32 protein-coding genes and 1 tRNA gene are annotated in these 26,776 nt (G+C 44.5%); 28 read left to right on the plus strand and 5 right to left on the minus strand.

The window, feature by feature from the left end:
* The first annotated feature begins 26 nt into the window (after positions 1-26).
* The 18 genes from EDC32_RS13950 to EDC32_RS14035 all read left to right on the plus strand — a co-directional run bounded on the left by EDC32_RS13950 (position 27) and on the right by EDC32_RS14035 (position 14,496).
* Positions 27-890: a type II secretion system F family protein gene (locus EDC32_RS13950; RefSeq protein WP_158283397.1), complete on the plus strand. Its 864-nt coding sequence runs from the start codon at positions 27-29 to the stop codon at positions 888-890.
* A gap of 106 nt (positions 891-996) precedes the next feature.
* Positions 997-1,215, plus strand: coding sequence for a hypothetical protein (locus tag EDC32_RS13955; RefSeq protein ID WP_132223133.1), 219 nt, complete (start codon positions 997-999; stop codon positions 1,213-1,215).
* 72 nt (positions 1,216-1,287) lie between these two features.
* Complete coding sequence (locus EDC32_RS13960; protein WP_132223136.1) at positions 1,288-2,607, plus strand: vWA domain-containing protein; 1,320 nt, start codon at positions 1,288-1,290, stop codon at positions 2,605-2,607.
* 195 nt (positions 2,608-2,802) lie between these two features.
* Positions 2,803-3,927 (plus strand): phage tail family protein, encoded by a 1,125-nt coding sequence (locus EDC32_RS13965; RefSeq protein ID WP_132223139.1) that lies wholly within the window; start codon positions 2,803-2,805, stop codon positions 3,925-3,927.
* A gap of 340 nt (positions 3,928-4,267) precedes the next feature.
* Positions 4,268-4,555, plus strand: a complete 288-nt coding sequence (locus EDC32_RS13970) for a hypothetical protein (RefSeq protein WP_132223142.1) — start codon at positions 4,268-4,270, stop codon at positions 4,553-4,555.
* Positions 4,556-4,579: 24 nt separating this feature from the next.
* The gene (locus tag EDC32_RS13975; protein WP_132223145.1) at positions 4,580-4,927 is read left to right on the plus strand and encodes a hypothetical protein; all 348 of its coding nucleotides are present in this window, start codon (positions 4,580-4,582) and stop codon (positions 4,925-4,927) included.
* 7 nt (positions 4,928-4,934) lie between these two features.
* On the plus strand, positions 4,935-5,624 hold the full coding sequence (locus EDC32_RS13980) for a hypothetical protein (RefSeq protein ID WP_132223148.1): 690 nt from the start codon (positions 4,935-4,937) through the stop codon (positions 5,622-5,624).
* A gap of 4 nt (positions 5,625-5,628) precedes the next feature.
* Positions 5,629-5,850, plus strand: a complete 222-nt coding sequence (locus EDC32_RS13985; RefSeq protein WP_132223151.1) for a hypothetical protein — start codon at positions 5,629-5,631, stop codon at positions 5,848-5,850.
* A 37-nt stretch (positions 5,851-5,887) separates the two neighbouring features.
* Positions 5,888-6,457, plus strand: a complete 570-nt coding sequence (locus tag EDC32_RS13990; protein WP_132223154.1) for a TadE/TadG family type IV pilus assembly protein — start codon at positions 5,888-5,890, stop codon at positions 6,455-6,457.
* Between the two features lie 19 nt (positions 6,458-6,476).
* Positions 6,477-6,854, plus strand: coding sequence for a TadE family protein (locus EDC32_RS13995; RefSeq protein ID WP_132223157.1), 378 nt, complete (start codon positions 6,477-6,479; stop codon positions 6,852-6,854).
* Positions 6,855-6,877: 23 nt separating this feature from the next.
* On the plus strand, positions 6,878-7,732 hold the full coding sequence (locus EDC32_RS14000; protein ID WP_246026960.1) for a peptidoglycan DD-metalloendopeptidase family protein: 855 nt from the start codon (positions 6,878-6,880) through the stop codon (positions 7,730-7,732).
* Between the two features lie 167 nt (positions 7,733-7,899).
* A complete protein-coding gene (locus EDC32_RS14005) occupies positions 7,900-8,499 on the plus strand; it encodes a Yip1 family protein (RefSeq protein ID WP_132223163.1) in 600 nt (199 codons plus the stop codon).
* Between the two features lie 9 nt (positions 8,500-8,508).
* Positions 8,509-9,141: a YIP1 family protein gene (locus EDC32_RS14010; protein ID WP_132223166.1), complete on the plus strand. Its 633-nt coding sequence runs from the start codon at positions 8,509-8,511 to the stop codon at positions 9,139-9,141.
* A gap of 19 nt (positions 9,142-9,160) precedes the next feature.
* Positions 9,161-10,717, plus strand: coding sequence for a pre-toxin TG domain-containing protein (locus EDC32_RS14015; protein ID WP_132223169.1), 1,557 nt, complete (start codon positions 9,161-9,163; stop codon positions 10,715-10,717).
* Positions 10,718-10,744: 27 nt separating this feature from the next.
* A complete protein-coding gene (locus EDC32_RS14020; RefSeq protein WP_132223172.1) occupies positions 10,745-11,062 on the plus strand; it encodes a hypothetical protein in 318 nt (105 codons plus the stop codon).
* Positions 11,063-11,755: 693 nt separating this feature from the next.
* Entirely contained in the window at positions 11,756-12,004 is a 249-nt protein-coding gene (locus tag EDC32_RS14025; RefSeq protein ID WP_132223175.1) for a hypothetical protein, read from the plus strand.
* Positions 12,005-12,304: 300 nt separating this feature from the next.
* Complete coding sequence (locus EDC32_RS14030; RefSeq protein WP_132223178.1) at positions 12,305-12,703, plus strand: hypothetical protein; 399 nt, start codon at positions 12,305-12,307, stop codon at positions 12,701-12,703.
* 290 nt (positions 12,704-12,993) lie between these two features.
* Positions 12,994-14,496, plus strand: a complete 1,503-nt coding sequence (locus EDC32_RS14035) for an aldehyde dehydrogenase family protein (RefSeq protein ID WP_132223181.1) — start codon at positions 12,994-12,996, stop codon at positions 14,494-14,496.
* A gap of 48 nt (positions 14,497-14,544) precedes the next feature.
* Here EDC32_RS14035 and EDC32_RS14040 read toward each other — a convergent pair whose 3' ends face one another.
* Positions 14,545-14,874, minus strand: coding sequence for a winged helix-turn-helix transcriptional regulator (locus tag EDC32_RS14040; RefSeq protein ID WP_132223184.1), 330 nt, complete (start codon positions 14,872-14,874; stop codon positions 14,545-14,547).
* Positions 14,875-15,298: 424 nt separating this feature from the next.
* Between EDC32_RS14040 and EDC32_RS14045 the strand changes: the two genes are divergently transcribed.
* From EDC32_RS14045 to EDC32_RS14065, 5 genes are all read left to right on the plus strand, one after another.
* Positions 15,299-16,057, plus strand: a complete 759-nt coding sequence (locus EDC32_RS14045; protein WP_022738808.1) for a serine/threonine-protein kinase — start codon at positions 15,299-15,301, stop codon at positions 16,055-16,057.
* The gene (locus EDC32_RS14050) at positions 16,050-18,020 is read left to right on the plus strand and encodes a tetratricopeptide repeat protein (RefSeq protein WP_132223187.1); all 1,971 of its coding nucleotides are present in this window, start codon (positions 16,050-16,052) and stop codon (positions 18,018-18,020) included. The genes EDC32_RS14045 and EDC32_RS14050 overlap by 8 nt, the downstream gene beginning before the upstream one ends.
* Positions 18,004-18,207 carry a hypothetical protein gene (locus EDC32_RS14055; protein ID WP_102991300.1) on the plus strand — a complete coding sequence of 68 codons (204 nt, stop codon included), beginning with the start codon at positions 18,004-18,006 and terminating at the stop codon, positions 18,205-18,207. The genes EDC32_RS14050 and EDC32_RS14055 overlap by 17 nt, the downstream gene beginning before the upstream one ends.
* Before the next feature lie 103 nt (positions 18,208-18,310).
* Positions 18,311-18,386: transfer RNA gene (locus EDC32_RS14060), tRNA-Ala, on the plus strand.
* A 145-nt stretch (positions 18,387-18,531) separates the two neighbouring features.
* Positions 18,532-19,626: a site-2 protease family protein gene (locus EDC32_RS14065; RefSeq protein ID WP_132223190.1), complete on the plus strand. Its 1,095-nt coding sequence runs from the start codon at positions 18,532-18,534 to the stop codon at positions 19,624-19,626.
* Positions 19,627-19,800: 174 nt separating this feature from the next.
* Here EDC32_RS14065 and EDC32_RS14070 read toward each other — a convergent pair whose 3' ends face one another.
* From EDC32_RS14070 to EDC32_RS14085, 4 genes are all read right to left on the minus strand, one after another.
* Positions 19,801-20,544 (minus strand): FixH family protein, encoded by a 744-nt coding sequence (locus tag EDC32_RS14070; protein ID WP_132223193.1) that lies wholly within the window; start codon positions 20,542-20,544, stop codon positions 19,801-19,803.
* An 86-nt stretch (positions 20,545-20,630) separates the two neighbouring features.
* Positions 20,631-21,305 carry a response regulator gene (locus tag EDC32_RS14075; RefSeq protein ID WP_132223196.1) on the minus strand — a complete coding sequence of 225 codons (675 nt, stop codon included), beginning with the start codon at positions 21,303-21,305 and terminating at the stop codon, positions 20,631-20,633.
* The gene (locus tag EDC32_RS14080; RefSeq protein ID WP_132223199.1) at positions 21,298-22,128 is read right to left on the minus strand and encodes a sensor histidine kinase; all 831 of its coding nucleotides are present in this window, start codon (positions 22,126-22,128) and stop codon (positions 21,298-21,300) included. Before EDC32_RS14080 ends, EDC32_RS14075 begins: the two co-directional genes overlap by 8 nt.
* Positions 22,109-22,303, minus strand: a complete 195-nt coding sequence (locus tag EDC32_RS14085) for a hypothetical protein (RefSeq protein WP_132223202.1) — start codon at positions 22,301-22,303, stop codon at positions 22,109-22,111. Before EDC32_RS14085 ends, EDC32_RS14080 begins: the two co-directional genes overlap by 20 nt.
* 621 nt (positions 22,304-22,924) lie before the next feature.
* On the opposite strand from EDC32_RS14085, the gene EDC32_RS14090 reads away from it, so the two are divergent.
* The 5 genes from EDC32_RS14090 (at position 22,925) to mcsB (ending at position 26,712) form a co-directional block, all read left to right on the plus strand.
* The gene (locus EDC32_RS14090) at positions 22,925-23,590 is read left to right on the plus strand and encodes an HAD family hydrolase (protein ID WP_054095554.1); all 666 of its coding nucleotides are present in this window, start codon (positions 22,925-22,927) and stop codon (positions 23,588-23,590) included.
* Positions 23,591-23,743: 153 nt separating this feature from the next.
* Positions 23,744-24,433: an MgtC/SapB family protein gene (locus EDC32_RS14095; protein WP_022738819.1), complete on the plus strand. Its 690-nt coding sequence runs from the start codon at positions 23,744-23,746 to the stop codon at positions 24,431-24,433.
* Positions 24,434-24,634: 201 nt separating this feature from the next.
* A complete protein-coding gene (locus EDC32_RS14100; RefSeq protein ID WP_022738820.1) occupies positions 24,635-25,105 on the plus strand; it encodes a CtsR family transcriptional regulator in 471 nt (156 codons plus the stop codon).
* 6 nt (positions 25,106-25,111) lie between these two features.
* Complete coding sequence (mcsA, locus tag EDC32_RS14105; protein WP_022738821.1) at positions 25,112-25,621, plus strand: protein-arginine kinase activator protein McsA; 510 nt, start codon at positions 25,112-25,114, stop codon at positions 25,619-25,621.
* Between the two features lie 11 nt (positions 25,622-25,632).
* A complete protein-coding gene (mcsB, locus tag EDC32_RS14110) occupies positions 25,633-26,712 on the plus strand; it encodes a protein-arginine kinase McsB (RefSeq protein ID WP_022738823.1) in 1,080 nt (359 codons plus the stop codon).
* Positions 26,713-26,776 lie beyond the last annotated feature (64 nt).

A 26,776-nucleotide genomic window follows, 5' to 3' on the forward strand; every position in this document is an offset into this window, starting at 1 on the left:
TGATCATTATGATATGGGGTTGTCTTGTGTTTGCAGCGACGTCTTTTTACTCCTATAAGAAGGCGTCAGAAGAAGTTAAGGGAAACTTAGATAACTTCATACCACCATGGAAAGTGATGCGCCGCAAATCAAGTAGGCGTGCCCTGCTGCATAAATGGATGGACAGTTTGGCTCCAACTGGAAAAAAGATTCAAATTTTGAGTGATCAGGCTGAGTTGGAAGACAGCTTGATTAAGGCTGGGCATCCGTTTCAATTATCGGTGCACCGCATGCATGGTGCGAAAATGCTGGGTTTGTTTGCGGGGATTATTTTTGCAGTGCTGTTAAACGTGGTTGGACTGCCTTTTGCCCAATTGTCTTTTGTTATGCTGCCGATTTTGGGATTTTTGTCCCCGGTTTTGCTTGTGCGATATTTGGCTAAGAGGCGACAAGAGCAAGTCCGTTTGGAGCTTCCCGATTTTCTTGATATGATGAGCATCACATTGCAGGCTGGAATGGCAATGGACGACGCTATGGCCTATTACGCCGAAGCGACCCGCGGTCCGTTGGGGGAAGAATTAAATCGTATGTTACAGGAGATTAAATTTGGTGTACAACGGGAAACAGCTTATAGGGGATTGATTAAAAGAACGGATTCGCCTGAGTTGGAGGCCTTGATTATGTCCCTCATTCAAGCTCATAACTTAGGGACACCGATTGCTCAAACTTTTACCCAACAAGCTGTTGAGATGCGTCGCATGCGTTCCGAGAAAGCCAAGGAAGCGGCAGGGAAAGCCGCGCCTAAAATTTCTCTGGTCAGTGGATTGGTGATTGCCCCTTCGATTATGTTGTTAATGTTGGGTGCCATTATTTACAATGTTGTGGTCAAGAATTTGGCTAACTTATTTTAGATTTTCAAAGGAGGTGATGAATAGGCAGTCGACGAAAAATGTGGTATCAACTGTAAACTGGTGTTGGGTTATCATTTATCTTTTATTATTTAAGGAGGATTTACTCATGACTAAATTACAAGAGTGGAAATTGCGTTTGGCATCAGCAAAAGAGTTTTTTCCAAGACTCAGCAAAAAAGGTTCGCCAACAATGGAATATGTGATCATCATTGCGGTTGGTGCTGCATTTGCTGGTTTGTTGCTCACCATTTTTGCGGATGAAGAGGGTGGAATCACTAAGACGCTGAAAACGAAAGTTGAAGAGCAAATCAAAGGTAAGGAATAGAAGTTTTTTGCTTTGTTCGTTTGGCTATTTACAAATAGCCAAACGAATCCCTTTCTAAAAAGGAGGGTATTTATGAAATTATTTAAGGCAGTATTGGCTTTGTTAGTATTGCCAGTGTATTTGGTTGCGTGCAGTCAAGAAGAGCAAGCGGGAGCACCAAGTGAAGAGGTGAAGAAAAAACAAGAGTCAACACTGCCGCCAGTACCCAAAACACTGGAAGGATTGATGAGGCAAAATCCGGGTAAATATGCGGGAGACAAATACAATAAAGCCGCAGTAAACAAAGAACTAGATAAAATGCCTAAAGAATATGCCAAAGACCCTGAAAAGGTTTATTCTTACATTAATCATCTTTTAGCCCAAAATTATCTGCCTTTGTACAACAGATTTCTTGCCTTTAATCCTAATTTCTCCGTAAACAATGCAACTCCCGATGGCAAAATAAAGATGCCGAAACTGGAAAAAATTAATGTAGAGATTGTACTAGATGCAAGTGGAAGCATGGCAGGGCAGGTAGCTGGTGGGCAGAAGATGGATCTGGCCAAGGAGGCGGTTCGCAGTTTTGCCTCTTCAATACCAAAAGAAGCAAAGGTTTCATTGCGCGTCTATGGCCACAAAGGAAGCAACCAGCCGAAAGACAAACAACTTTCTTGTCAAAGCAGTGAACTTGTCTATCCTCTAAATACATATGATCAAGCGCAATTTGAATCTGCACTTTCCAAGTTTAAGCCAACAGGTTATACACCACTTGCTAAAGGGATAGAAGAAGCACATAAAGACTTGGCCGATGCAAAAGGTGAAGGCGTGCGAAATGTGATTTATGTTGTGAGTGATGGCATAGAAACGTGTGGTGGAAATCCAGTAAAAGCTGCGCAACAATTAAAGGATTCCGGAATTAAACCCGTTATCAACATTGTTGGATTTGACGTGGATGATGCTGGACAAAAACAACTTCAGGAAGTAGCGGAAGCTGGAGGCGGTGTTTATAAATCAGTTTACTCAGCAAATGATCTGAAAGAATATCTCCAAGCAGAAAAAGACCGCATAAAAAGTGAATGGGAAATGTGGGCTATAGACACCAAATTGGGAGCTTGGAGCGCTTGGGCAAAGAAACGTGAGGAGTTGGAGGAGGCTTATGGTAAGCTTACTGACTTAACTCCACCAGAAACAAAGCGGCTTTTTGAGGCAAATGATTACTTGCTTCAAAAAGGTCTAATCAACCAAGATATTAATACGGAGGTAACCAAGCTAATTCTTGAGCGTCAAAGAACCATCGAGGGAGAGCTAAATGATCGATATTTTGAGATTGGAGATGTTCTGGAGAGAGTAGAAAAACAGATTAAAGAGGATGCAGAAAAAACTTCTGATCGAAATATTTCAGACTTGGAGTAGTATCGTATGGGGGATCAAATATCGTGTGAGATAGTTGATTGGTATTTGATTCCCTTTATCTTTGATTGTTTGGTTTTGTTTTTTTAATAATCTGTCTATTTTTGTTAAGTGTATTGTCTAATACATTCAGTATGATTAAGTATAAATGGATTTTTAATGCGAGAATAAGAAAAACACTGCATGAAGGTGATTAGAATGAATAAGAGGATGCGACAAACGTTAAGCATGTTGCTATTAAGCGTAATTATCACTGTTTTGATATTACCGTTCATCCCTGTGTATGCCGATACAGCACCTTATGTTCCACCGGATCCATATAAGGCTCCAGATCCATATAAGGCTCCAGATTCATATAAGGCTCCAGATTCATATAAGGCTCCAGATCCATATAAAGCTCCAGATTCATATAAGGTTCCAGATTCGTATAAAGCTCCTGATGTATATAAAGCGCCAGATCCATATAAAGCACCGGATTCATACCAAGTACCAGATCCTTATCAGGCACCAGACTTGTATCAACCCTCCGGATGGGAAGCTTACCTGAATCGTCTGTTGGATCCTTATGACGGTAAATATAAGAAAAAAAATATAATAAGCAAAATACGTTCAGCAATTCATAAAGTTTATTTTAAATATCAAGTTTCATACAAAAAGGCGGGACATCGCCTTATTCCTCGGTATGATGCAAATGGAAAGTTAATCGGGTATAGATTTGAAGGTAAATTAGATACAAAAATGCAAAAATGGGCCAGTGGTTTGCGTCCGGAAAAAGTTGATGGACAAAAAATTTATAACCGTAATTTGCCTATTAAAAATCAGTTTAATAATTTTAAAGCTGCATGGAAGTTTAATTTAAGTTCTAAAGGTGGATGGGCATTAAGCGGACTGGCAGGTGTCATTACCGCCTCATTAGAGGGGCACGAAAAATGGCAAGACTGGACTGCGTCGGCCTTGGTTGAGACAGGAGTTGGCATGGCTACGTCGGCGGCAGGGTCAGCAATCGGATCCGCCCTGGCTGGAATGATAGCAAGTACCGCATTAGGGGCCTCGATGGGCTCTGCTGTTCCAATTGTAGGCACAATTATAGGGGCCGCTGTTGGCGTAGGTTTATACGCTTTGACAAATACTTCAGTAGGAATCAAGGTGAAGAACTGGGTAAAAGGTGGAGTTAAGCATGTAATTAACGCCATAACCCCAAATGGAGTGTCCAACACTATCCAAAAAGGATATGAAAAGGCTAAAGAAACAGTGGGGAGTTGGGTAGACAAGGGTAAATCCGCTCTTTCATCTGCTAAAAACTTTGTGAAAGGTCTTTTCTAATTGTTGAGGGGAGGAGCAAATACTGGACAATCGTGGATTTTTTGATGAAAAGCACCAATTAAGAGAAGAATTCGTTGGGTTTTTTTATCAGATAAACTATGTAACATTATTTATTTCTTTGTTTTCTTTTTTGGTGCCAACATTTTCTATGAGATTCTTCGTTTTGTATTTATTGCTAATGATATCCTGCTTTTATTGGAAATATGCTAGCAATCGCTATAAGTTGTATAAAAGTGTAAAATGGCGTGTTGGATCTTTATTAGCTCATATCGACCTGTCAACGATATTTGTCGGCATTGTTTATTGGAGAGTTTCTGGAGAGAGATGGAGCATTGGACTGTTGCAATTGATCATGTTGTTTGTTGCTATAGGAATTGGTCATGGTTTCCGTGGCTGCATCGCTCAGGAGCTTCGTAAACCCATGACAGGATGGGGGAAGTTGCTTTCATCAATTGGCATAGTCGGTGCGGGGAATGCCGCATTATTGTTTTACTTTTTATCGCGGTTTACGACAACAAATGTATTGGCTCTCGTTATGTACTCTTTAATGTTGGTTATTGTAGTCATTATTCATGCAATGTGGTTTTATGCTGATACGTCTAATTTAATGCAAAAGAAAGTTGAATAGTAGATTGAAATGGAGGTTTAATATATGGCAACCAAAATGTTGCAAGGGTTAGGAGCAGGTTTTGCTACTTCTATCCTGTTAGGCTATATTGTTGGGGCGACGGGACTCATTTTGAATGCAGCGGGTCCGATCATGTTAATGGTTTTAACATATATGGTGGCTGGTTGGGTTACAGGTCGTAATAATAAATATGCCTTGGTTAACGCTTGGTTTGTAGCATCTGTGATGTTTTTCATTAATACTTTTATATCAGTGAATGTTTTGGGTGAGATCAACATTCCGTTAATAGGACTGATTTTCGGTTGGATTTTTGCTATGCTTGGGGCTTGGATTGGTAAGAAAAATTCCACTTTGTCTCAAAAGGGAGTGTAGGGCGGACATGATGTTTGAAAGTATGAAAGGTGTTTTTGCTTCTATGGGTGAAGCGTTTCAGTTTTATAAGGAACATTTCTCAAAAATTATGTTGATTGGGTTGACTATCTTATTTCCTTTTGGTTTTTTTCTTCTTATAGTTGAACAGTTTGCTTATATATATCCAGAAATGAGTTCACTATATCCTATGGTTCTCCCAGTTGTATTTTCTATAGGTCAATTGCCACTAATATATATCAGCCTTATGTTTATCAATGATGAAATATTTGAGACGAGTGATATGTTTCGTTTCTTTTTTAAAAAATTATCGACTGCCTATACAACTAGCCTCGTTTTTTTTGCTTTGGTAGCTTTGTTTGAATTTATTTCTGATTACTTATGGATTATAGGCGTATTTTTATCGATCTCTATACCTTATCTTGTTATTTTAAAAGAATATGAACCAATTGTATGTATTACTAAATCAGTAAAAATTGGCTTAGTTAAATGGATGCAATTGCTTATTTTGCTCGCAAGCTTTTATTTGATTGGTTTGGGAATAAAAAGCGGGTTGTTTACGGGAATAGAGTTGTTGACAAAAGGTACCGCACCTGACGCGTTTCTGGTGATGGTTCAGTTGGTCATTGAAATATCGTTAATTCCGTTTGCTGTGTTTGTTTTGACCAAATGTTATTACAAATGGCTTGAAAAGGAGTAAAAAAATGGAAGTATTGGCTTTTCTTGCGGTAGTGTTAGGAGTGATTTTGTTTGTTCCCACCTTGATCTTTATATACCAATGCATCAAATACGGCCCATCTCAGGCAATAGCGGATACTGTTCATGAACTGGGGGGAGTGTTTGGGCTCATATGGCATGTCATCACTTTTCCGTTTACCTTGATTCGAGATATTTTTAGTTTCATCGCCAAGTTATTCAAACGATAAAGCAAGGTACAGCAACTGTTGGCAATAGGAGGAAACTATGTTTCGGGGAATGCGAACAATTAACCGCAAACGCGGCAATGTGACTTTGATGTGGGTGGTTGCATTACCGGTGTTCATGATCATATTCATGTTTTTGGGTTCGTTGGTGATTGCTTGGATGAATCATGCAGTTGCCGAAAAAGCTGCTGATGCCGGCAGTCTTGCGGCCACAAAGAAAATGGATGAGTATGTGAGCGCCGAACTTCAAATTATCATGAATAAAATATTGGAGAACAACACTGAAAACCAGACGAATATTGATCCTTATCAATATGTTATGAGTCATAATGGAATTAAGAAAGGCATTATTAAAAATGCAGTTTTTAATAATGAAGAAGAGCTGAAAAAAGAAGTGCGGAAATATGTCAAACAAAATGGAGCACAACCGAGCAAAATCCGTTTTTTTGCGGATGGAAGGATTCAAGTTGAAGCAAAGGTGAAGTTTACCCCGCTTATTTGGGCAGAAGAGTTTACCAACAAATATGTGAAAGGAAATGGTTTTGGTCCAACTAGGGACTATGGGACATGGTGGTCGAATCGTAATCCGCTTACAGTAACGTTTGAATAAGGATGTCGGAGGGTTTGGCATGAGCCGTTTGCATAAATGTCGGGAGAGGCTAATCAAAGGCTCTGTGACGTTAGAATTCATTATGGTTATTCCGTTGGTTATTTTTATGTGCTTATTTGTTGGGCAGTTTGTGGTCACGGGAATGGCAGTGTTGGAAACGCATCATTTTGTTAAGGACGGAGTGAGGTCTGCCGCCTCATCGGGGAAACCGCAGAATGAAGAGAAACAGGGCAAAGTGAGATTTGATAAAACATCTCATTATTGGTTATCTGATTATGAAGTGAAAATCAAAGATGGACAAGTGATTGCAACAGCAGAGACAAAAATAAAATGGATTTTTTTGCCTATGGATCCGTTCACTTATCAATATGTCGCGAAATCACCTGTAATAAAATAAAAGTTATTTTTGGAGGAGTGATTATGAAGAAAGGCGATTTTTCGTTGGGAAGATGGAGCCAGAGATATCGGAAAGGTGCTTCGACGACCGAATTTGTCGTGATTCTTCCATTGTTTTTTTTGCTATGTTTAGTCGTATGGCAACTTGTTGAAGCTGGGATGGCAGTACTGGAAACGCAGGCAGCATTGCGAGATGCCGTAAAAATCGCTTCCACTACAGGGGATGAGGAAAAAGCAAAAGACCAATTCAAACTTTCTTTTGTTGACCGTAAACGGGTAGAGATTGAGAAGTTCGAAATAAATATTGAAGATGATGAAGTAAGTGCCTTGGCCAAGGTGAAAATCCCCGTCATTTTTGACCAGAATTTAGCTCCTATAACGTATGAAAGCAAGTCAAAGGCTCCAGTATTGCAAAAGAATTTTGCCCTTTTTTCTTTTGGTGGAGCGACAGGGGCTTCTGGGCCTCTAATTACTTCAGGAGGTGTGTTAGGGCCACCGGTAAGGGTTTGGAATCTCACATCTCCTTTCGGATATCGTTTTCATCCTATCAGGCGAGTTAACAAACTCCACGCAGGTATTGACCTGGCCGGTCCGGTTGGTACGCCGATCTATGCGGCGGGAGATGGAGTTGTGATCAAAGCTGGTGCATCTAATGGTTATGGAAATCTCATTATTATAGATCATGGTAACGGAATGCAGACTTGGTATGCTCACATGTTCTCACAACATATCTACGTGCGACCGGGTCAGCGAGTAAAGCGGGGAGATCATATCGCAGGCATAGGCAATGCGGGATGGTCGACGGGAGCGCATTTGCATTTTGAAGTGCACATTGGCGGCCAACCTGTGAATCCATTGCGATATGTATCTAAAAATTAGGTCGCTCAGAAAAGATGGAGCGACCTTTAAATATAATTTATAACGTTACTCCAGTTTACTTTGGGTTGATGTAAAAGAAAAAATAAGTAAAAGTAACAATATACATTGTATTTTTCGATATATAATGGATATGAAATCAAAAAAATAGTTGTAAATAGGGAGGAACTATGTTATTGCAAATTTATAAAAATATGTGGACACAACCAGATGATGTGATCCATGAAGTAGTCGAAGATACAAAAAAGGGTCATATGGTACTGTTACTTGTCTTGTTTGGTATTGCTTTTTCGTTGGATTATGCGTCTAACAACTCTGTGGGAGACCGCATGGACCTTTTATCCATTTTGGTGATGGCAGTAGTAGTTGGTCCTTTATTTGGTTTATTTGTTTGGTTTTGTTTGAGTGGAACTCTACATCTCTGTTGCCGCTGGTTGGGAGGGAGTGCATCTTTTCGGGAGACTCGTCAAACCTGGGCGTGGGCATCGGTGATCTATTCCAGCAAATTACCCGTATGGCTGTTGCAAGTCTTGATTTTTGGCAAAGAAATGTTCACCGATGAAACACCTCGTATTGACAGCAATGTTTTTTTGTTAGTCCTCATCGTTCTTTTATCGATTGTTATGATTGTCATTAATATTTGGTTTGTATTTACCTTGATTCGCTCGTTAGCAGAAATGCACCATCTTTCACGTAGCCGTGTAACTGTCGCCATGTTGCTCCCTGTTGGACTGTTGTTTCTGCTTATGTTATTTTTAATAGCTTCCTAGAAATGGGGGATGACATTGGAATGGAGTCATGATAAAGCAAAAGATTGGATTTGGCGGATTGGAACCCAAACTCGTAGTGTGATGCAAGATATTTCATCCAGCGAACCCATTGGAATTACTTACCTTTGGGTTTTCCTATTTGGCTTTGCTTTTTATTATGTACAAGTCGATGGACAATCTTTAGGAAATGTTGCATCATTTGGATCGATTTTTCTAAACGGAATTTGGCTAGCCCCCTTGTTAGGTGGGGGTTACTGGGTCTTGACCAGCTCCTTGTTTTGGTTCCTCGGGCGCGTATGGGGTGGATTAGCTACATGGCAGGAAATGACTACTACCGTCGCTTGGTCTTATATCCCTTATTTGATCAAATTGGTGTTGATATGGTTTCAATTTTTGTTTTTTGGAGAGGAAATGTTCGCCTCGGCCTCAATGATTACGGTGCTTGATTTGCAACTGCTTCTTATCTTTTTTTCCTTGTTGAAAATGATAGTAACTGTATGGTTTTATATCGTTCAGATCCGTGGTGTTGCTGAAGTGCATGGCATTCCAACTTGGAAAGCTGCCACTATTGTTATCAGTTGTGTCCTCTTGCTGTCCATATTGTTGCTGTTGTTGTTTCAACTTCTTATCTTTCCCATATAATTACTAGGAGGAGGACGTTTTGAACAAACGTACAAGCTGGAAAAACATTATAGAAAGTCGACGGGGTGCTTCAACGCTTGAATATGTCATCATTATTGCTGCTGGTATATTGTTGGCTTCGCTCTTACTGTTTACCTTCAGCAGTGATGAGTCAATAGGCGATACTCTTCAAAGCAAAGTAATAGGAATGATAACAGGGAAGTCAAACACTATCCCAACGTCGGATCCAAAAGACAAAAGTCCCATTGAAGAACCTGTTAACACATCTAACAAAATTGCATCAGCAGATCAAACCCCTCCCCCTTCAATTGAAAAGCCTCATGAAGAAAAAGGATGGTTAGATAAAGCGAAAGAAATTCCTGTTTTGGGGTATGTTGTAAAGAAAACGGAACCCTATTACAAAGAATATATTGAGCCAAATTATAATAAATATGTTAAGCCTTGGGGAGGTCCCGTGGTCGAAGAAGTGCTGAACTTTTTCGATCCCACTTCGGGAATATATGAACTGGCAACGGGCAAAGATTGGGACACCGGCGAAAAGATAAGTGGGTATGAACGTTTTGGTGAACCTTTCTTGAATTATTTATTGGCTAAAAAAGTGGGTAAAGTTGGCGGAATATTGTCCAAAGTGGATAAAAAGCTTTTGGGTGGCAAGGTTACCAAATGGGTTGGGGATAAAATTCTTAAGCCCATCGATAAAAAACGGGATGAATTCGTGGATTGGGCTTGCGGCAAACCGAAAAAAACGGCCTTGCTAATAGACACTGCTTATGCCGATACCGGAAAATCGGTAGGGAATGATGGAAGTTGTCTGATTGGAGATATATTAGGTGATGAAAACGAAAAGAAAAACAAGGGTAAAGACAAGAACACAAACCATGCAGGTGGATATAAAGGAAAGTATAATGCCGATAAAAAGCATGTTCATGAAGGAGAAACAGTCAACGATCCTCAATCACCTTACAATGGGAAATGGAATGGTGAGGGGCTTCATAATTGGAAGAAATTGAAAAGTCGTGTTGAAAAAGATGGTTATGAATTTAATAAAGTCGAAATGGATGAAAATGGTGTACTCTATGTGGAAGTGAGAAGAATAGGCCATGACCCAGCGACTTTGAAAAAATATGAAAACATAAAAGCTGCTTTAGAAACAGTACAATCAGGGACCGCGTCAAAAAGCCAACAAAAGAAAGCGCAAAAGGTATTGCAAAAATACAAAGTTGACCCAAATACAGATCCAAATACCATAGATCCCAAAGCCCTTTCTAAGCAAGAAAAAGTAACAACCAAAACGGTATACCCTTCCCATTATACTGAACAACAAATTGATGAAATGGGAGATAAGGCGCTAGATCAATTTCTCAAAAACAATAACTTGCAGTATTCAACGCTTCCCAACGGGGATGTCAAGCCAATTCGATTTAATTCAGTGGTTAAAGGGCCAGACGGAAAAGACATCGAGGTTGAAGGATATGTAGTTCCAAAGCCGGATGGTAGTGTCGACCACATAAATACTCATTATCCCAAGTTTACGCAAGGCAGTAACAATAAAACTGTCGACCCAAACACTATTTAAAGGCTTTGCAAGAAAAGAGGTAAACAGATGAATAGCAAAACGCAAAATTTGGTTCGTTTTTTAATGGAAAACCGCCCCTCTGATCAAAATACAGATGTAGTCTGGGAGTTTGTCATAATGCTTGTGCAGGACGAAGGTTTGACGATTAGAGATTTGATTGTCGAGTATTATCTGTACACTTCTACTAAAAGTTGCGGTTCCCAAGGTATCAGTATCAGCAGTAATTACGATGGGCTGACAAGGGCAGGCATCGGTGGGAAGAAATACTCTTGCGACGAAGATACATTTTTGGAGCACTGGAAAAAAACAATGGATGCATACATCGCAAAGCATTATTTAAACTGAGAGAATAACGTGAAATGACAAGGACAAATGACTAATCGGACAAAGAATAAGCGATTCAAATCGAATCGCTTATTCTTTTTTCAAAGAGGAGTATTAAAACAAACAATATTTAGATGAATGAGCTTTTATAAATTTGATTATATAAATGTAGAAGAGGATGGCATGATGCCTGATCAATGTACGCCTCAATTTGTTTCATTTAAGGATGATATTTAAATTATTTACTAATATTTAGAGTATTTTTCGAGGTGCTGTCACATATCAACAAACCTCTATAAATTAAAATGGAAGAGAGGTGATTTGATTGAATATAAAAGCTTTAAGCCACTTTTCGGCTATGGTACTCATATTCTTTTTAATAGCATGTTGTTTTCCTATTACAGTGTTGGCCGAGGGGCATCAAGCCCCTGATCCGTATAAAGCACCCGATCCCTATAAGGCTCGAGATGATATATATATCACTCCTGATCCTTATCAAGCACCGGATTTAGATTAAGCAAACTCCCAGGGCAATGGAAAGAGGGATTCTGCTTCAAATCAAGAAAAACGACCGTGGTACAAAGAAACTTTGGAATAAGAGAAAAGGAATTGTACATACCACTTCGGAAGGGCTGAACAAAGCATGGGAATGGACAAAAAAAATAAAGAATATATATTATATCCGGCCTCGTTTTGACGGCAGGGGTTGCTTGCTTGTTCATCCCTGAACTGCAAGGCGTTGGTGCGTCCATTTTAATTGGTTGGGCCATTTCGTTTGGTTTCAGCCTGGCTCTGAACGGTGACAAGGTTGACAAGCACACATTCATGGAAGCCGCAATTGGTGGTGTTCTTGGTATCGTCAGCCTAGGTCTGGCTGGTGGAATTACCAAAGGATTAGCTTCTGCATATGGACAAAAAGCTGTAACCGCACTGCCGGTTCTCGTATTTTGGGGCCTGTTTTAAATGGTGCTGGGAAACTGATCAGCAAGATGCCGGGACCAATTCAAAATGTTTTCAGCAAGATGGTCTTAGTTTCGGTGGTTGAAGGCGCGGGAACCAGTGTAGTTGATGATTTGCTCCATGGTAAGAAGATTGATTGGCAGAAAGCGGCCGCTGTGCTTGGCCTTGGGTAGCACTCGTCGGTGGAGTTAGCTTTGTCGCCCACTATGTCAAACCGTTAGTGAATAAAACTGTATCGGCCTTTCAAGATGCCACCTCACCAATTATGGTCAAAGTGAGCCCATTTTTGAAAAAACTTAATCCTTGTCTGGGCTATCAGCAATCGACGATTCCTTCTATGGCTTAATAGATGAGTGTGGTATTTATCAATTTGCCTATGATGCTAATGACCGATTGGTCAATATTGAATATCTCGAAGATGAAGTAGCCCGTAAATCATTCAAACTCCGTGAGGAATACGTAGCAGCAATTGCTTATTTGGGAAGAGAGAAACAAGAAGTGGAAAACAGTTTTGGGATGTATGCTTATCGTTTGATTAAAGAAATCAACAAAGATAATGGGGAAACGATTGGGTTTTATGGCAATTTAAAAAGACAATCAGTAGGAATTGTAGTCATTTACGACAAAAATAACAAAGTAAAAGAAGCGATGGCCATTCCGAGAGTGAAAATGGATGAAATCGATGTGGATCGTTATTTATAAAAGATATCTCATCTGATGTTACTACCATCTATCAAGTGCTTTTATAGAACTGGATGATAGTTGACATCAGTATTAATAGCCTCCTCCTGTACACTGGAGGAGGCTTTTTTTTCTGCAAACTTGGGCTGGCGATCTAACACCTTTCCTATCATTAGGGTTTCCTTATGGGAACTATGTACCTTTATCGATACTTGGTTCCTTTAAGGTGCGTATTTTTCTGAATGTTTCATATAGATATAATGGAAGTGAAAGCTGTCGTTCTGTCATATCCTTTTGAAGGGGGCGTTGGGATGCAAGGAAAGTCTTCTGTTCCATTGGACCCGCGTGTGCAAGCTTTTTTGGATGGGAAGCCGAAGCCGCTGTTTATCGGAGGACGGTTTGTGGAATCGTTGTCAGGTAAGACGTTTGCCACGAGGAATCCGGCAACCGGGGAAGTGTTGGCGGAGGTGTATGAAGCGGACAGCGCCGATGTGGATGTAGCAGTGGAAGCGGCTGAACGGGCGTACGAGGGGCGTTGGTCGAAGCTGACTCCCAGTGAGCGGGGGAGGCTGATGTGGCGCCTGGCCGATTTGATTGAGGAACATGCGGAAGCCTTGGCCCAATTGGAGACGCTTGACAATGGGAAACCGATCAGAGAGACGCGGGCGGCGGATATACCGCTGACGGTGGATCATTTCCGTTATTATGCGGGGTGGGCCAGCAAAATCCACGGTCAAGTGATTGATAACTCCGTTGGCAACAATTTCTTCTCGTATACCCGGCACGAGCCGATCGGTATTGTGGGACAGATTATTCCTTGGAATTTCCCGTTGCTCATGGCGGCATGGAAGTTGGGAGCGGCATTGGCGACTGGCAATGTGGTGGTTATGAAAACGGCAGAGCAAACGCCGTTGTCGGCGCTTTACTTAGGCCAATTGATCCAAGAAGCCGGCTTCCCCGAGGGAGTTGTCAATATCCTGTCGGGATTTGGCCCGACAGCGGGAGGGGCGATTGTGGCGCATCCCAAAATTCGCAAGGTGGCTTTCACCGGATCGACGGAAGTCGGCAAACTGATCATGAGTCAGGCGGCTGATCGGGTGAAACGGGTTTCCTTGGAATTGGGCGGGAAATCGCCAAATATTATTTTCCCGGATGCTGACTTCTCAAAAGCAATTCCCGGGGCACTCAGGGGAATCTTCTTTAACCAGGGACAGGTATGTAGTGCAGGCTCCCGGCTGTTTTTGCACAAAAAGGTGTACGATAACTTCTTGGCTGATATGGCCGGATATGCGTCTAAGATCAAGCAGGGCCCTGGCCTGGATGAAACGACGGAGATGGGTCCGTTGGTGTCCGATGAGCAATTCGCACGCGTTTCCCAATACTTGGAGAAAGGGAAGGCGGAAGGCGCCAAGCCGTTGATCGGGGGGCAACCGCTGTCTTCAAAAGGGTATTTTGTACAGCCGACCATTTTTACCGATGTGAAAGCCGATATGACCATTGCGAAAGAAGAGATTTTTGGGCCGGTTGTGGCGGCGATGCCGTTTGACGATGAAGATCAGATAGCGGATGTGATTCGCCGCGCAAATGATAGCGAGTACGGCTTGGCGGCTGGGGTGTGGACAAAGGATGTCAGCAAAGCGCATCGTGTGGCGCATGCGTTGGAGGCGGGAACGGTCTGGGTGAATTGTTACAATGTATTTGATGCGTCCGTTCCATTCGGGGGTTATAAACAATCTGGATTCGGGCGAGAGATGGGCAGCTATGCTTTGGATTTGTATACGCAAGTGAAGTCGGTGTGGATCAATCTCAACTAAAGCAGGACAGAATGCCAAACTCCCTCAACGCCGTTGGGGGAGTGTTTATTATTTTTGAAGTTTCATGCGTACACGGTGCCGTCTGCCCCAGCCATTTAATACATCCAGCACTTCTTTAATCGATTTCCCATATTCCGTCAAGGAATATTCTACTTTGGGAGGCACTTGAGAATATACTTGGCGATGAACCAGGCCATCTTGTTCTAGCTCTCGCAGTTGTTGTGTCAACATCTTTTGCGTGATGTTGGGCATGCTGCGTTTCAACTCACTGAAGCGCTTGACTCCGTCCAACAGATGGCACAAAATCACCAATTTCCACTTCCCACCGATGACTTTGAGCGTGGTTTCTACAGCATGCTTAAATTCAAGATCTCCCACATTGTCACGCTCCCACTTGTATAAATGATCTATTTTCTAAAAATTGTATCATATCACAGGAGAATTTGCTGACTCGCGCGATACATAAAAACAGGCAACCACTTCGTTGCCTGTTTTTACATGAGTGATGGCTTGTGCTGTCGGGTTGCTCATTAGACAGGCAATTATGATAAATCTGGGGAGAGAAGAGGAATATACTTGTTTTTGGGGGTATATGGTAAATCAAGTTGCTAATTAGCAGAAGCGGGTATCGGGTTTATTTGAGTACAAAAAGAAATATTTCTATTTGTTAGACATAAATCCCTTTAAAGATATATGAACTCGCCGCAATGCCTACTCTAGCGAATGGGTTCATGTTAGAATAAACGGTAGTAGGTTCGGAACTTGAAAAAAGTGAAAATCAGATTTAAAGGGGAAGCGCTGTATGAAGCTGAAGGAACAAGGGGAGATGATTAACGGGACGTACCGTGTACTCAAAACATTTCCATTTGTCATCGGCACCTTGTATTATACGGAAGCGCATCAAGACTCGGGGATCGTTTGCAAGCGGTTTGTCCATGCCCTGGAGCTGGATGCGATGCCGCACCAAGTGGAACCGGAAGAGGTTTTGGCACGCGACGAGTCCGTATTTTTTCCGGTGAAGGAAGTGTTTGTGGAAGACGGGGTCTTGTATCAAGTATTTCGACGTTTGGAAGGAAACCTCCTTGCTCATCATTTAATTCAGCATTCTCCTCTAAACTTGGAAGAAACAGTCTGGATCGCGCGGGGAATCGTTAATCACCTGTTACGGTTGTATGGAGAGAAGCAATTGACGATCATCCATCCGCAAAATGTGTTGTTGACTCCCGGTAAGGCAATCCGCTTTTTGTACGGAGGAGCGTGGGGGACGCTACCTAAAGGACTGGCTCCCCAAGTGGATCAGAAAACCAATCAGTTAGTCGACTCCTATACATTGGGGACATTGATTTATAGAATGTTGACTGGGAAAAATCCCATAGGCGTCGGTTTGACGATTCCGCCGATTTCCACCTATTGTGAAGAGTGTCCGCCAGAATTGGATGAGTGGATTGAGCGAACATGTTCATTTGATCTCCATAAACGACCGACCATCGCTGAAACAGCTGATTTCCTGGAATGGTTAGCAGAACGAAGGGTAAAAGTTGGAGGAGAGCGTGATGAGTGAGTTTAAACAGAAAGGCGATATTATTCAGGGTACATATGAGATCACGAGTGTGTTTCCCTTCGTCGAAGGGGTACTTTATTACACAACGGTGAAGAAGGAAGGCCCAGATGCCGGGCAAACTCGTTTCATCCATGCGGTCAACATGAAGAAAAAACCGGCTGATTATGAATTGGATGAGTTGATGTCGCGGAATCAGGAAATGTTTTTTCCGATTCAGGAAGTGTTTTTGGAAGACGGGAAGCTGTATCAGGTATTTAACAAGATGGAGGGCATCCTGTTTGGGGTCTATCTCATGCGTAGTGCTCCACTGACGATGGATGAAGTGGCGCGCATTTTGAAGACGGTCACCAACCATTTGATGCAGTGTTATGATGAAGAGCAGTTTGCGTTGATTGACCCGCAAAACATGATGATTACCTCTGCTGGAGAAGTCCGGTTCTTGTTTGGCGGCCCCAAGCGTCTGTTTGGGTTGGCACGCCGGGAAACGGAAGATGTGAAGAAAGTGGCCCAAGTGCTGTACCAGATGTTGACCGGCAAGCGAGTTGATGACAAAGTTGACAAAGTGGAACCGGTGAAAGAGACACGGAAAGATATGTCGTTGGAATTGGAAAGCCTGATTCAGCGCGCGTTGTCGGCTGATCCGCTGAAACGGCCAAGAGTGCGGGATTTTTGGCGTTGGGCTGAGCAGTACGAAGAAAAAAAGCAAAAAAAATCCAAGTCGGCAAGCGAAGTATTGCCAGCCAAAGTAGAAACCAAGAAGACAAAAGAAGAAACCCTTCCCAGACCAGTGAAAGGGAAGCAAGCGGAGAAACGGAAGCAGGTGGGACAACGTCCACGGGCACGCCGTCCTATCGTCGTGTTGCTTGGTGTCGTAGCCGCGTTGGCGGTGGCTGTTGGGGGGTTCATGTGGTTAAGTGGTGATTCGGCGGAAGACGTGCTGGCCGCTGGCGGAATTCTTGATACTTCCGTGAAGAAGGATGCTGAACAGGCGTTTGTTTATTATCAACAATCCAACCAGGCATATGACCGCAAACAGTTGGAGCAAGCGATCGCACTGGGACGCAAGGCGTTGAGCGCCGATCTGGGGAAAAAAGAGTACTATATTAACTTGGCCAATATGTATGGCGTGGCCCAACAATATGATAAGGGGAAAGTGGTGCTGGAAGCGGCTGTTGCCGAATTCCCTGATGAACCCAAATTACTTGACGATTTGTCGGTTTTCTCTTATTACCTGAAGGACTACACTGGGGCGCTGGAAGCGGCGAACCGCGCCGTGAAGCTGAATCCAGGGGCTGGTTCATATTATTATCATCAAGGCAAGATTTATGGGGCTTTGAAACAATATGACAAAGCGATTCAATCTCTTCGTTACGCTACCATCGTCAGCAAGAAGACGCCCCGCTATTATCACGATTTAGCCGTGTATTTAAACATAAAGGGCCAGCTGGACGATGCGATCACGGAGGCCAAAAAGGCGGCAAAATATGCTGATCGGAAGCAGGAGGAGTACCATCTCACATTGGGCGTGCTCTACCTGAAAAAATGGGAGCAAGTCTCCAAAAATACTTCGCTAACCCCTCAGAAAAGGGAAGAAGAGATGGCCGAATACAGCAAACGGGCTTATCGTGCGTTTAATGATGCGGTGGATAAGGAAAAACGTTTCCCTAAGGGGCAATATTACAAAGCGTTGGCTCATTATTTGCATGGCAACTTTAAATCTGCCAACTCGGCAGCGTTGAAAGCGGCTGAGTTGGAGCCGAACAATGCCATCTATCAATATCAGCTTGGCTTGACGTACATTGCGTTGGGAGACAAGGAGAATGCCCTCAGCGTGTTGGAAAAAGCTTATCAGATTGATGCAAACAACTCACTGATTCAAGACGCGATCAAAAAAGCCCAGCAGATTAAGCCGCAAAAAACAGACACCAAGAAGGAGGAAAAGGCCGATGAGAAAAAACAATAACCGCCGGATGGGTTGGTTGGTTGCGATTGTTGGGATCGGTGCGTTTTTCTCTTTCGCCCCGTATAGTGAGGCGTTGCCCCCGGTGGTGGTGCAGGTTCCTTCATTGCAGATGGAGCTGGAAAAAGTAGATTTCCCACCGGTGCCAGCCAGCACGGAAGTCAAGGAGAAGGCAAAAGAAGAAGAATAGTCGGCTCAATAGAGCCGGCTTTTTTTAGGCTGTATGGCTTCCCAAAATCGCTTGACTTTCGCCTATGCGGATAGTAATATAATTCTTGTCTTTAATTACATATGGGGCTATAGCTCAGCTGGGAGAGCACCTGCCTTGCAAGCAGGGGGTCAGCGGTTCGAATCCGCTTAGCTCCACCAATTTACAAATTGCACCTCTTAATAGGGTGCAATTTTTTGTTTTTGGTGCCCAGATGGGGTGGATGGTTGCCCTTTATTTTTTTGCATAATTTTATGGAAAGAGGGAAAAAGGTAGTCATGATTGGTTTAAAGGAGGCAAGAGATTGTGGAAGGGGAGAAGAAGAAGGGCGAGCGAAACCGGTTCATATCATGGCTGGGCGGAGTGGGGGTGCTGCTTCTCAGTTTAGGCGGGAAGTTGAAGGCCTTGTTGCCGTTGTTGAAACTTGGAAAATTCGGCGGGACATTGGTTTCGATGTTTGTGTCGATCGGCGGTTATGCCTTGATCTACCCCTTTGAGTTTGCTGTCGGGCTGGTCATGATGATATTCATCCATGAGATGGGGCATGTGTGGGCAGCTCGACTCAAAGGCCTTCCCGTTTCGGCGCCGTCGTTCATCCCGTTCTTAGGGGCGCTGATTACGATGAAGCGCCAGCCTTCAGACGCAGCGACGGAAGCATTTATCGCTTATGGTGGTCCTCTGATGGGAACGTTGGGGGCCCTCGCCTGCTATGGATTGGGTTTGTGGCTGGATTCTCCCATGATGGTGGCGGTTGCCGTGGTGGGCTTCATGATCAATTTGTTTAACATGATCCCGGTACATCCCTTGGACGGCGGTCGCATCGTCACCGCTGTGACGCGCTGGCTGTGGGGACTAGGCTTGATCTTGGGTGCGGCGCTAATCATATGGACGAAAAGTATTCTCTTGATAATCATTTACATTATGTTTGTTATTGAATTATGGTCTACATACGGACGCAAGAAGCGGAAAGCAAAACCGAGTTTGTTTCAAATCGAGGCCAAAATCGAAGAACAGAAGTTTTCTGAGGCAGGTGTATGGATTCCCGGGGAAGACCATCGTCGCCCATTGCCGTTTGTTCATTATTGTGAATTGGAAGATCAAAGCCACAAAGTGGCAGTGGAGTTCCCTGGCTTGGGCACCATCGCCACCTTTGAAATGCAAGGGGAATTGCATGAGTTAAATTTGGTTAAGACCACCACTGAGGAGCAAGGTGTGGTGCGAATGATATTGGAAGGGAGATACACACCGGAACGGATCGGAGCAATTAATCGAGATGAGAAATATTACAGTGTTTCTCCCAAGACGCGCTGGGCATTTGGCATTGCGTATATCGGATTGATCGCTTTTTTGTGTTACATGGTGTATGTGACAGGCCAAGTGCCGTTGGAACAAATCCAGTAAAAAGATGGATGCGATGGCAAATCAATCCCAAGAAACAAAAGAGGAGCCGCCTGTATTTGGGCGGTTCCTCTTTCGTAAGTGGAATTAGCTCATTTGTTGGGTGACGGGATATAATCCCGTTTGGCTTATTTTATCAAAAGTTTGCTGTTGTGGAAATGCTTGTGGCTTTCATTTTTATTTAATGGTGATCGTTCGTGTGGTATGGTCATGTTCACTGTCTTTTTCCACATGCAACTTGAGTTGGTAGGTGCCAGGCTTGGCAAAGGTGAGCCTTGTTTCATAATGGCCTGCTTTGGTTTCGGCTGTATCGGAAAACAAGTGCTTGTCATCCCCTTCACACCAATACTCAAATTGGACGTTTGCATCGGTAAAAGGCTTGTTTGCTTTGGAGACGTGTCCGGTGATAGGCACTTGTGTGCCAGCCTTGGCATCAGTTGGTGCTTCGATGTGTAAGTGAAGATTGCTCTTGTGATCACTGGCGGTGCCGTGATGGGATGCGCTGGGATTGCCGACGACAAAAGTGGCGTTGATCATCTGGTGGGTTGCCGGTGTCGTCACATGCACAACCGCTACATGTTGTCCTTCTTCATTAAAGGTGTGAGTAGCTTGGTACACGCCGCTCTTCGTTTTTTGGGCTGCGATCATTTCGTGTTTGGCACCTTGTTTCCATACTTCAAACTCCACTTTGGCATCTTCGACAGGTTGTTTGTCGGCTGTGATATGAGAAATGAGTTTCACAGGCTTGTCCTTGTCGGGATGGGCTGGATCTGTTTGAAAGGTAATATTCAACTGCGTGGATTGGGTGGTTTGTGTATGGTGCTGATGATGTTGGGTCTGCTTCGTGTCGGTTTGGCATGCGGTCAATACCCCAGACAAGGTCAGGAGTCCCACCAATAACATAGCCGTATGTCGTTTCATTCCTGCTTACTCCCTTCTGAACCTTCCAAAAAAGCTCAACCTCTATTGTCAGCCTTTCCCTGCGGTTTGGCTATCCCTCTTTCGGGCTATTTTTCATCACGATCTCCCTGAAACCGTTGGGAAACCCATCCTTGTTCAACGGCGAAGCGGGCCAATTGCACCCGGTTGTGCAAATGCAATTTCTGCATGATATTTTTTAAATGGTTTTTCACTGTATACTCCGAGATTGTGCAGGCAGCCGCAATTTCACGGTTGCTCAATCCTTTGGCCACATGGGTGAGAATCTCTTGTTCACGGCTGGTTAAGTTTGTGGAAGCGGGAGCCTTGGTTGGAGAGGGGGTAAATTCATGCAAAATCCGGCTGGCGATTTCTTTGGGCATCGGTGCCTCATCGGCCACGATGGATCGTAAATAGGTGAGCCAAATCGAAGGATTCAAGTTCTTCAATAGGTAACCCTGTGCCCCTTTTTTCAGTGCCTCAAACAGATCAGACGCATCATCAGATACCGTGACCATCACGATTTTGATGGAGGGATATGCTTCCTTGATCAACCGCGTCGCTTCCAGGCCGCTCAGTCCCGGCATGTTGATGTCCATCAACACCATATCGGGCATCAACTCAGCTGCCAACCTCACCACTTCATAACCGTCTTGTGCTTCCCCCACCAATTCAAAAAAAGGGTCTTGCTCGATGATCATCCGCATGGCCTGGCGGGCATGTTTGTGGTCGTCTCCAATGAGAATCCGGCAAGGCTCAGCCACTCAAATCCCCTCCTGCTGAAATGATTTGGAGTTTCGTTTTGCCATGTTCCCGTGTGATGCTGAAATCAGCCTTCATGTTGTGGGCTCGTTCCTGCATGATCTTCAAACCGAAGCGGTCATGATGTTGAAAAGGGTCATCAGTAAAACCTTTGCCATCATCAACCACTGTTAACGCCCATCCAGACGGACGGGGTTCCAACCGCAAGGAGACGTGTTCGGCTTCCGCATGTTTGCGGACGTTAGTCAGGGCTTCCTGAATACAGTGGAACAGCTCCACTTTTTCACGAGGGGTTAATTGCTCTTCCTTCAAGTCGATATGGGCTTCCAAGCGGAGGCCCGTGTCAAGCTGATACTGATCGAGCCAGTGAACCAACCGCTCATGCCACACATGGGAGGCTTCACTGGAAGAGTGTTTGAGGTTGTAGATGGATTGGCGCACATCGTCGTGGATGAGACGCAAGTGCTTGTGCACCTGATTTAGTTCCCCATCGTTGTATTTCAGTTTGAGCCGATCCAATTGTACCGAGCACAAGAATAGGGTTTGCGCGATGCCGTCGTGCAATTCCCTGGCGATCCGTTCTCTTTCTTGCAACACGGCTTTTTCCGCCCGTTCTTTTTTCAGATCCTCCTGCATTTTTTCATACACTAAAAACAGGTGCAACAATAGTGTGATAGTGACCAAAAATACGATGACAGGCGTCAGTATGTTGCCCGCATCCATGGAGATGTACGGCAAGAGAAACTCGTGTCGCACGTATTCCCACACCCCAACCACGACAGTCGGGATGGTGAGAATCAACCATTTAATTTGTTTGTATCGCAACGTTACCACTCCGTTTTATAGCATGTCCATCTGTGGCAAAGGGTAGGGCGATTCCAGGGGGTGTCTGATGAATAGGCCAGTGGCTCCAAAACCATTTTCTCATTCGCTTCACTTGTGCATCGGCGCTTATCGAGAAAAGTTTTTCCGCCGCTTCTTCCATATCAACTTGATTCACCAGATACGCCCACCGTTTTCCCAATCTGGAAATTAACGTTCGGTACTATTTCTTAATCTATCATGACGTAGGCCTAGCAATCTGTAAACAAAAAGGGACGAAATGACCTGAAGGGAAAAGATGGGGAGGACTGAGGATAAGAAAATAAAAAACCATCGGCGAAACTCGCCCATGGCATGTGGTTGTAAAGTTGAGAATGGGGAAAAACACACCTTTGTTCATGGAAGCCGTCCAGGGGGGAGTAGCCTGCAATGGAAACCGCATTGAAGCGTCCCAAAGCAAAGCTGTGCCAGTAAGCATGAGAAGAAGCTTATTCATGGAGGACGACTTCTTTCCCAAAGGGTGTTTCAGTATTTTAAATTTTATATTTTCGTCACAGTTTTGTCAATTGTATTTATCGCAGGTAATAGGCTTGTAACGGGCAACCCAACCGTTCTAAGGGTTGCCCCGCTTTATTCCTTCGTTGTGAAGCCGATCTTTCATGTTTTCATGGGAATTTGGCTATAAAATATAAACGTGCAGGGGGCATGCTCTAAGTAGTCCTTTTTATAGGGATGGTGTTTTAGTGGGCTTCCCATCACTTGGGTCACAACTAATGCGAAAACGGAAAGAGGAGATAATATGAAAGCAATCATTTTTGATTTGGATGGCACCTTGTTTCAAACAGAAAAAGTGGGGGTGCCCGCCTTTCGGGAAACATTTGTCCAGTTGCGCAAGGAAGGGCTGTATGATGGGGAGATTCCCTCGGATGAAAAAATTCAATCAGTGTTTGGCATGACACATGAGGAACTGTGGGAAACCTTGTTGCCTGAAGCGAGTGAAGAGGTTCGCCACACCGCTGATCAGTTGATGTTGGCCAAAGAGTTGGAGTTGTTTGAGCAGGGGGTGGGCCAATGTTATCCAGGAGTAGAAGAAACGCTACCCCAGTTGATTGATCAAGGGTGGTCTTTATTCATCGCCAGCAACGGCGTGGGCCCATATGTGCGTGGTGCTTTAAGTTCTAAAGGATTAATTTCTTTATTTAAGGGAATTTATACAGCAGGAGACTATGAAACGGAAACCAAAGTGGACTTGGTTCGGATTTGTAAAGAAACTCATGGAATTACACAAGGGTACATGGTTGGGGACCGACAATCCGATGTGCGGGCAGGCTTGGAAAACGGCTTGGTTGTCATCGGTTGCCGATATACCGGCTTTCCGCAGTTTGGAGGGGAGGAAGAGTTGCAGGGGGCTGACATGATCCTGTCAACGTTTTCCGAACTCCCGTCGTTAGTCAACCGTTTATAAGATGCCTGGTTGGTTGATGGACGTTGACTTACGTTTTCGTTATGAATTGCACAGGAACAGGCTAGGATAAACGGGGAAAGATGTTGCCGGCGGCCAAGCGGCCGTCTGGCATCCGGCAGTTGAATCATCACAGTGAAGAGGAGAGAGGATGCCATGGGGCAATTGTGGGTGATTCCATACTGGGACATCGCGTGGCGCCTGTTTATGGCTGGACTGTTGGGAGGGCTTGTCGGTTGGGAGCGGGAGCGGCACAATCACCCAGCCGGTTTTCGGACACATATTCTGGTGAGTCTGGGGTCGGCGCTCATCATGTTGATTTCCATTTACGGGTTTACCGATTACATGGATGAAGAACAAGTGCGGTTTGACCCCGCACGTTTAAGTGCACAAGTGGTGAGCGGGATCGGGTTTTTGGGTGCAGGAACCATCTTGCGACATCGTGCCTCTGTATCGGGACTTACGACGGCGGCGTCTTTGTGGGTGGTCTCCGGCGTCGGCCTGGCGGTAGGGGCGGGATTTATGTTCGGGGCTGTGTTGACCACGGTTTTTGCCTTGGTCAGCTTGGAGTTATTGACCAGGATGGAGAAAATTTTGATTCGCAAACGTCATCTCTGTTTGCTTCATATCCATGTAAAGGATGAACAGGGGAAGTTGGGACAACTCTTCACATTGATCTCGGAGAAGGGTGGAAGTGTACGCAAAGTGAATGTGGAAGAAGATGAGGAGATGTCGGGCATGCTGGAAATTGCTCTCACCGTCCGATTGCCGCAAAAGACGACGCTGACCGAGCTGATTGATGAGATCACCAAGATTGAGGGAGTGAAGAGCGTGCGGGCAGACTGAGGGAGAGCGGCTAGTATGGGGAATCCGCTCCCCCGACCACACAGCGCTGTGGAATTCCTCTCCTAACAAGCGAACAGGAGGTAATGAATATGGTGTTTTTGGTTCAAAATAACCACAGAAGGGTATTGGCAATGTGGGCATTTTTATCTATAATTTAAGCATAAGGTCAAAGTTAGTCAAAGTCAGCAGGAGGTTGTCCGAATGAACAGTATTTCGGACATTATTGAACGGTATCTGAAGAAAATACTGAATGAGAGCGAGACAGGCGTCATCGAGGTAAAACGAAGCGAATTGGCTGATATTTTCCAATGCGTTCCGTCACAAATCAATTACGTCATCAGCACCCGCTTTACGGTGGAAAAAGGGTATATTGTGGAAAGTAAAAGGGGTGGAGGCGGTTATATCCGCATTCAAAAGGTTCGTTTCCAAAATCGCCGTGAAGTGTTTGAAGAGATGCTCGATCAGATTGGTGAGGCCGTTCCGCAACTGACGGCGGAACACGTGATCATTCGGTTGGTTGAAGAGAAGTTAATGACGAAAAGGGAAGCGGTGTTGATGCAACGCCTGATTTCCCGGGAAACGTTGCAATTGCCGATTCCGTTGCGCGACCAGATGCGTGCGCGGATGATGCGAATCCTTATCTCAACATTATTTACAAGCAAAGGAGAGTGACGGCCGATGCTCTGTCCCGAGTGCGGAAAACGGCCGGCCACACTTCATTACACGAAGATCGTGAATGGGGAAAAAACGGAATTCCATCTGTGCGAAGTGTGTGCCCAAGAAAAAGGCGAAGTCATGCCTGGATTTGAACATGGATTTTCTTTCCATCAACTGCTGTCTGGGTTGCTCAATTTTAACTCCTCTCCTCAAGAAGCATATAAACCGCAAACATTGCGATGCAATACTTGTGGGTTGACGTATAATCAGTTCAGCAAAATCGGCCGTTTCGGTTGTGGTGACTGTTACAAGACGTTTCGAGAGCGGCTTGACCCCCTGTTGAGAAGGGTGCATGGACATTCCACGCACCGTGGGAAAATTCCGGAGCGTGCGCAAGGGGAATTAAAGCTGAAAAAGGAATTGGAACAGTTGAAAGCTGAGCTGGCGGCTAAGATTGAAACGGAAGAATTTGAAGAAGCCGCCCGCCTGCGCGACCAAATCCGTTCATTGCAAGAGCAATTGGAAAAATAGGGGTGATTCGCATGTCGCTTGAACATTTTATGCAAAATGCGATCAGTGAATGGATGCGCGTCAAAGGACCGCAGTCGGATATTGTGTTCTCTAGCCGCGTGCGCATCGCCCGCAACTTGGAAGGCTTGCCGTTTCCTCTGTTGAGTACCCAGTCGCAAGCCGAAGAAGTGGTGCGCAGAGTGGAAGAAGCCTGGAAGAATGATAAAGACCGGTTGGCAGTTCTCAAAGACGCGGAATTGATTCGCATGTCTGACCTCACTGATTTAGAAAAACGTGTGTTGGTCGAGAAGCATTTGATCAGTCCGATGTTGGCGGAGGAATCACGACACGGCGCGGTGTTGTTGAGCCAGGACGAATCGGTGAGCATTATGATTAATGAAGAAGACCACATCCGGATTCAAGTGTTGTTCCCCGGCTTGCAGTTGGAAAATGCTTGGGAACTGGCCAGCCAGATCGACAATTGGTTGGAGAAATACCTCACATACGCGTTTGAAGGTGGATACGGGTATTTGACCAGTTGTCCGACCAATGTCGGCACAGGAATTCGGGCGTCGGTCATGGTTCATTTGCCGGCGTTGGCCATGACCCAACAGTTGAACCGGCTGATTCCAGCTATCACCCAGGTGGGTTTGGCCGTGCGTGGAATTTACGGCGAAGGCAGTGAAGCGTTGGGGCAGCTCTACCAAGTTTCCAACCAAGTCACCTTGGGACAATCGGAAGAAGAGATTTTGGATAACTTGCAAGGAGTTGTCCGACAGATGATCGAACATGAGCAAATAGCAAGACGGAGACTGCAAGAGATGTCCCTGACCCAATTGGAAGACCGGGTACATCGATCTTACGGGATCTTGGCTCATGCGCGGATTATTGATTCCAATGAGGCGATGAAACGCTTGTCCGATGTGCGGTTGGGTGTGGACATGGGCTTGATCCTCGGTGTGTCAGCCAATGTGATGAATGAGTTGATGGTGATGACACAGCCGGGGTTCTTGCAAAGTTACGCGAACCAACGGCTCAATCCCGAACAACGGGACATCCGGCGCGCACGGCTGATCCGGGAGCGGTTGGCCATGGAGCAAACGAAAGAGTAATTATTCGTACACATAGAAGAACATTCGCTAAGCATGGAATGGGATACTCCGCCCAGTGGAGTAC

The sequence above is a fragment of the Laceyella sacchari genome (assembly GCF_004343255.1).
GTDB classification, from domain to species: domain Bacteria; phylum Bacillota; class Bacilli; order Thermoactinomycetales; family Thermoactinomycetaceae; genus Laceyella; species Laceyella sacchari.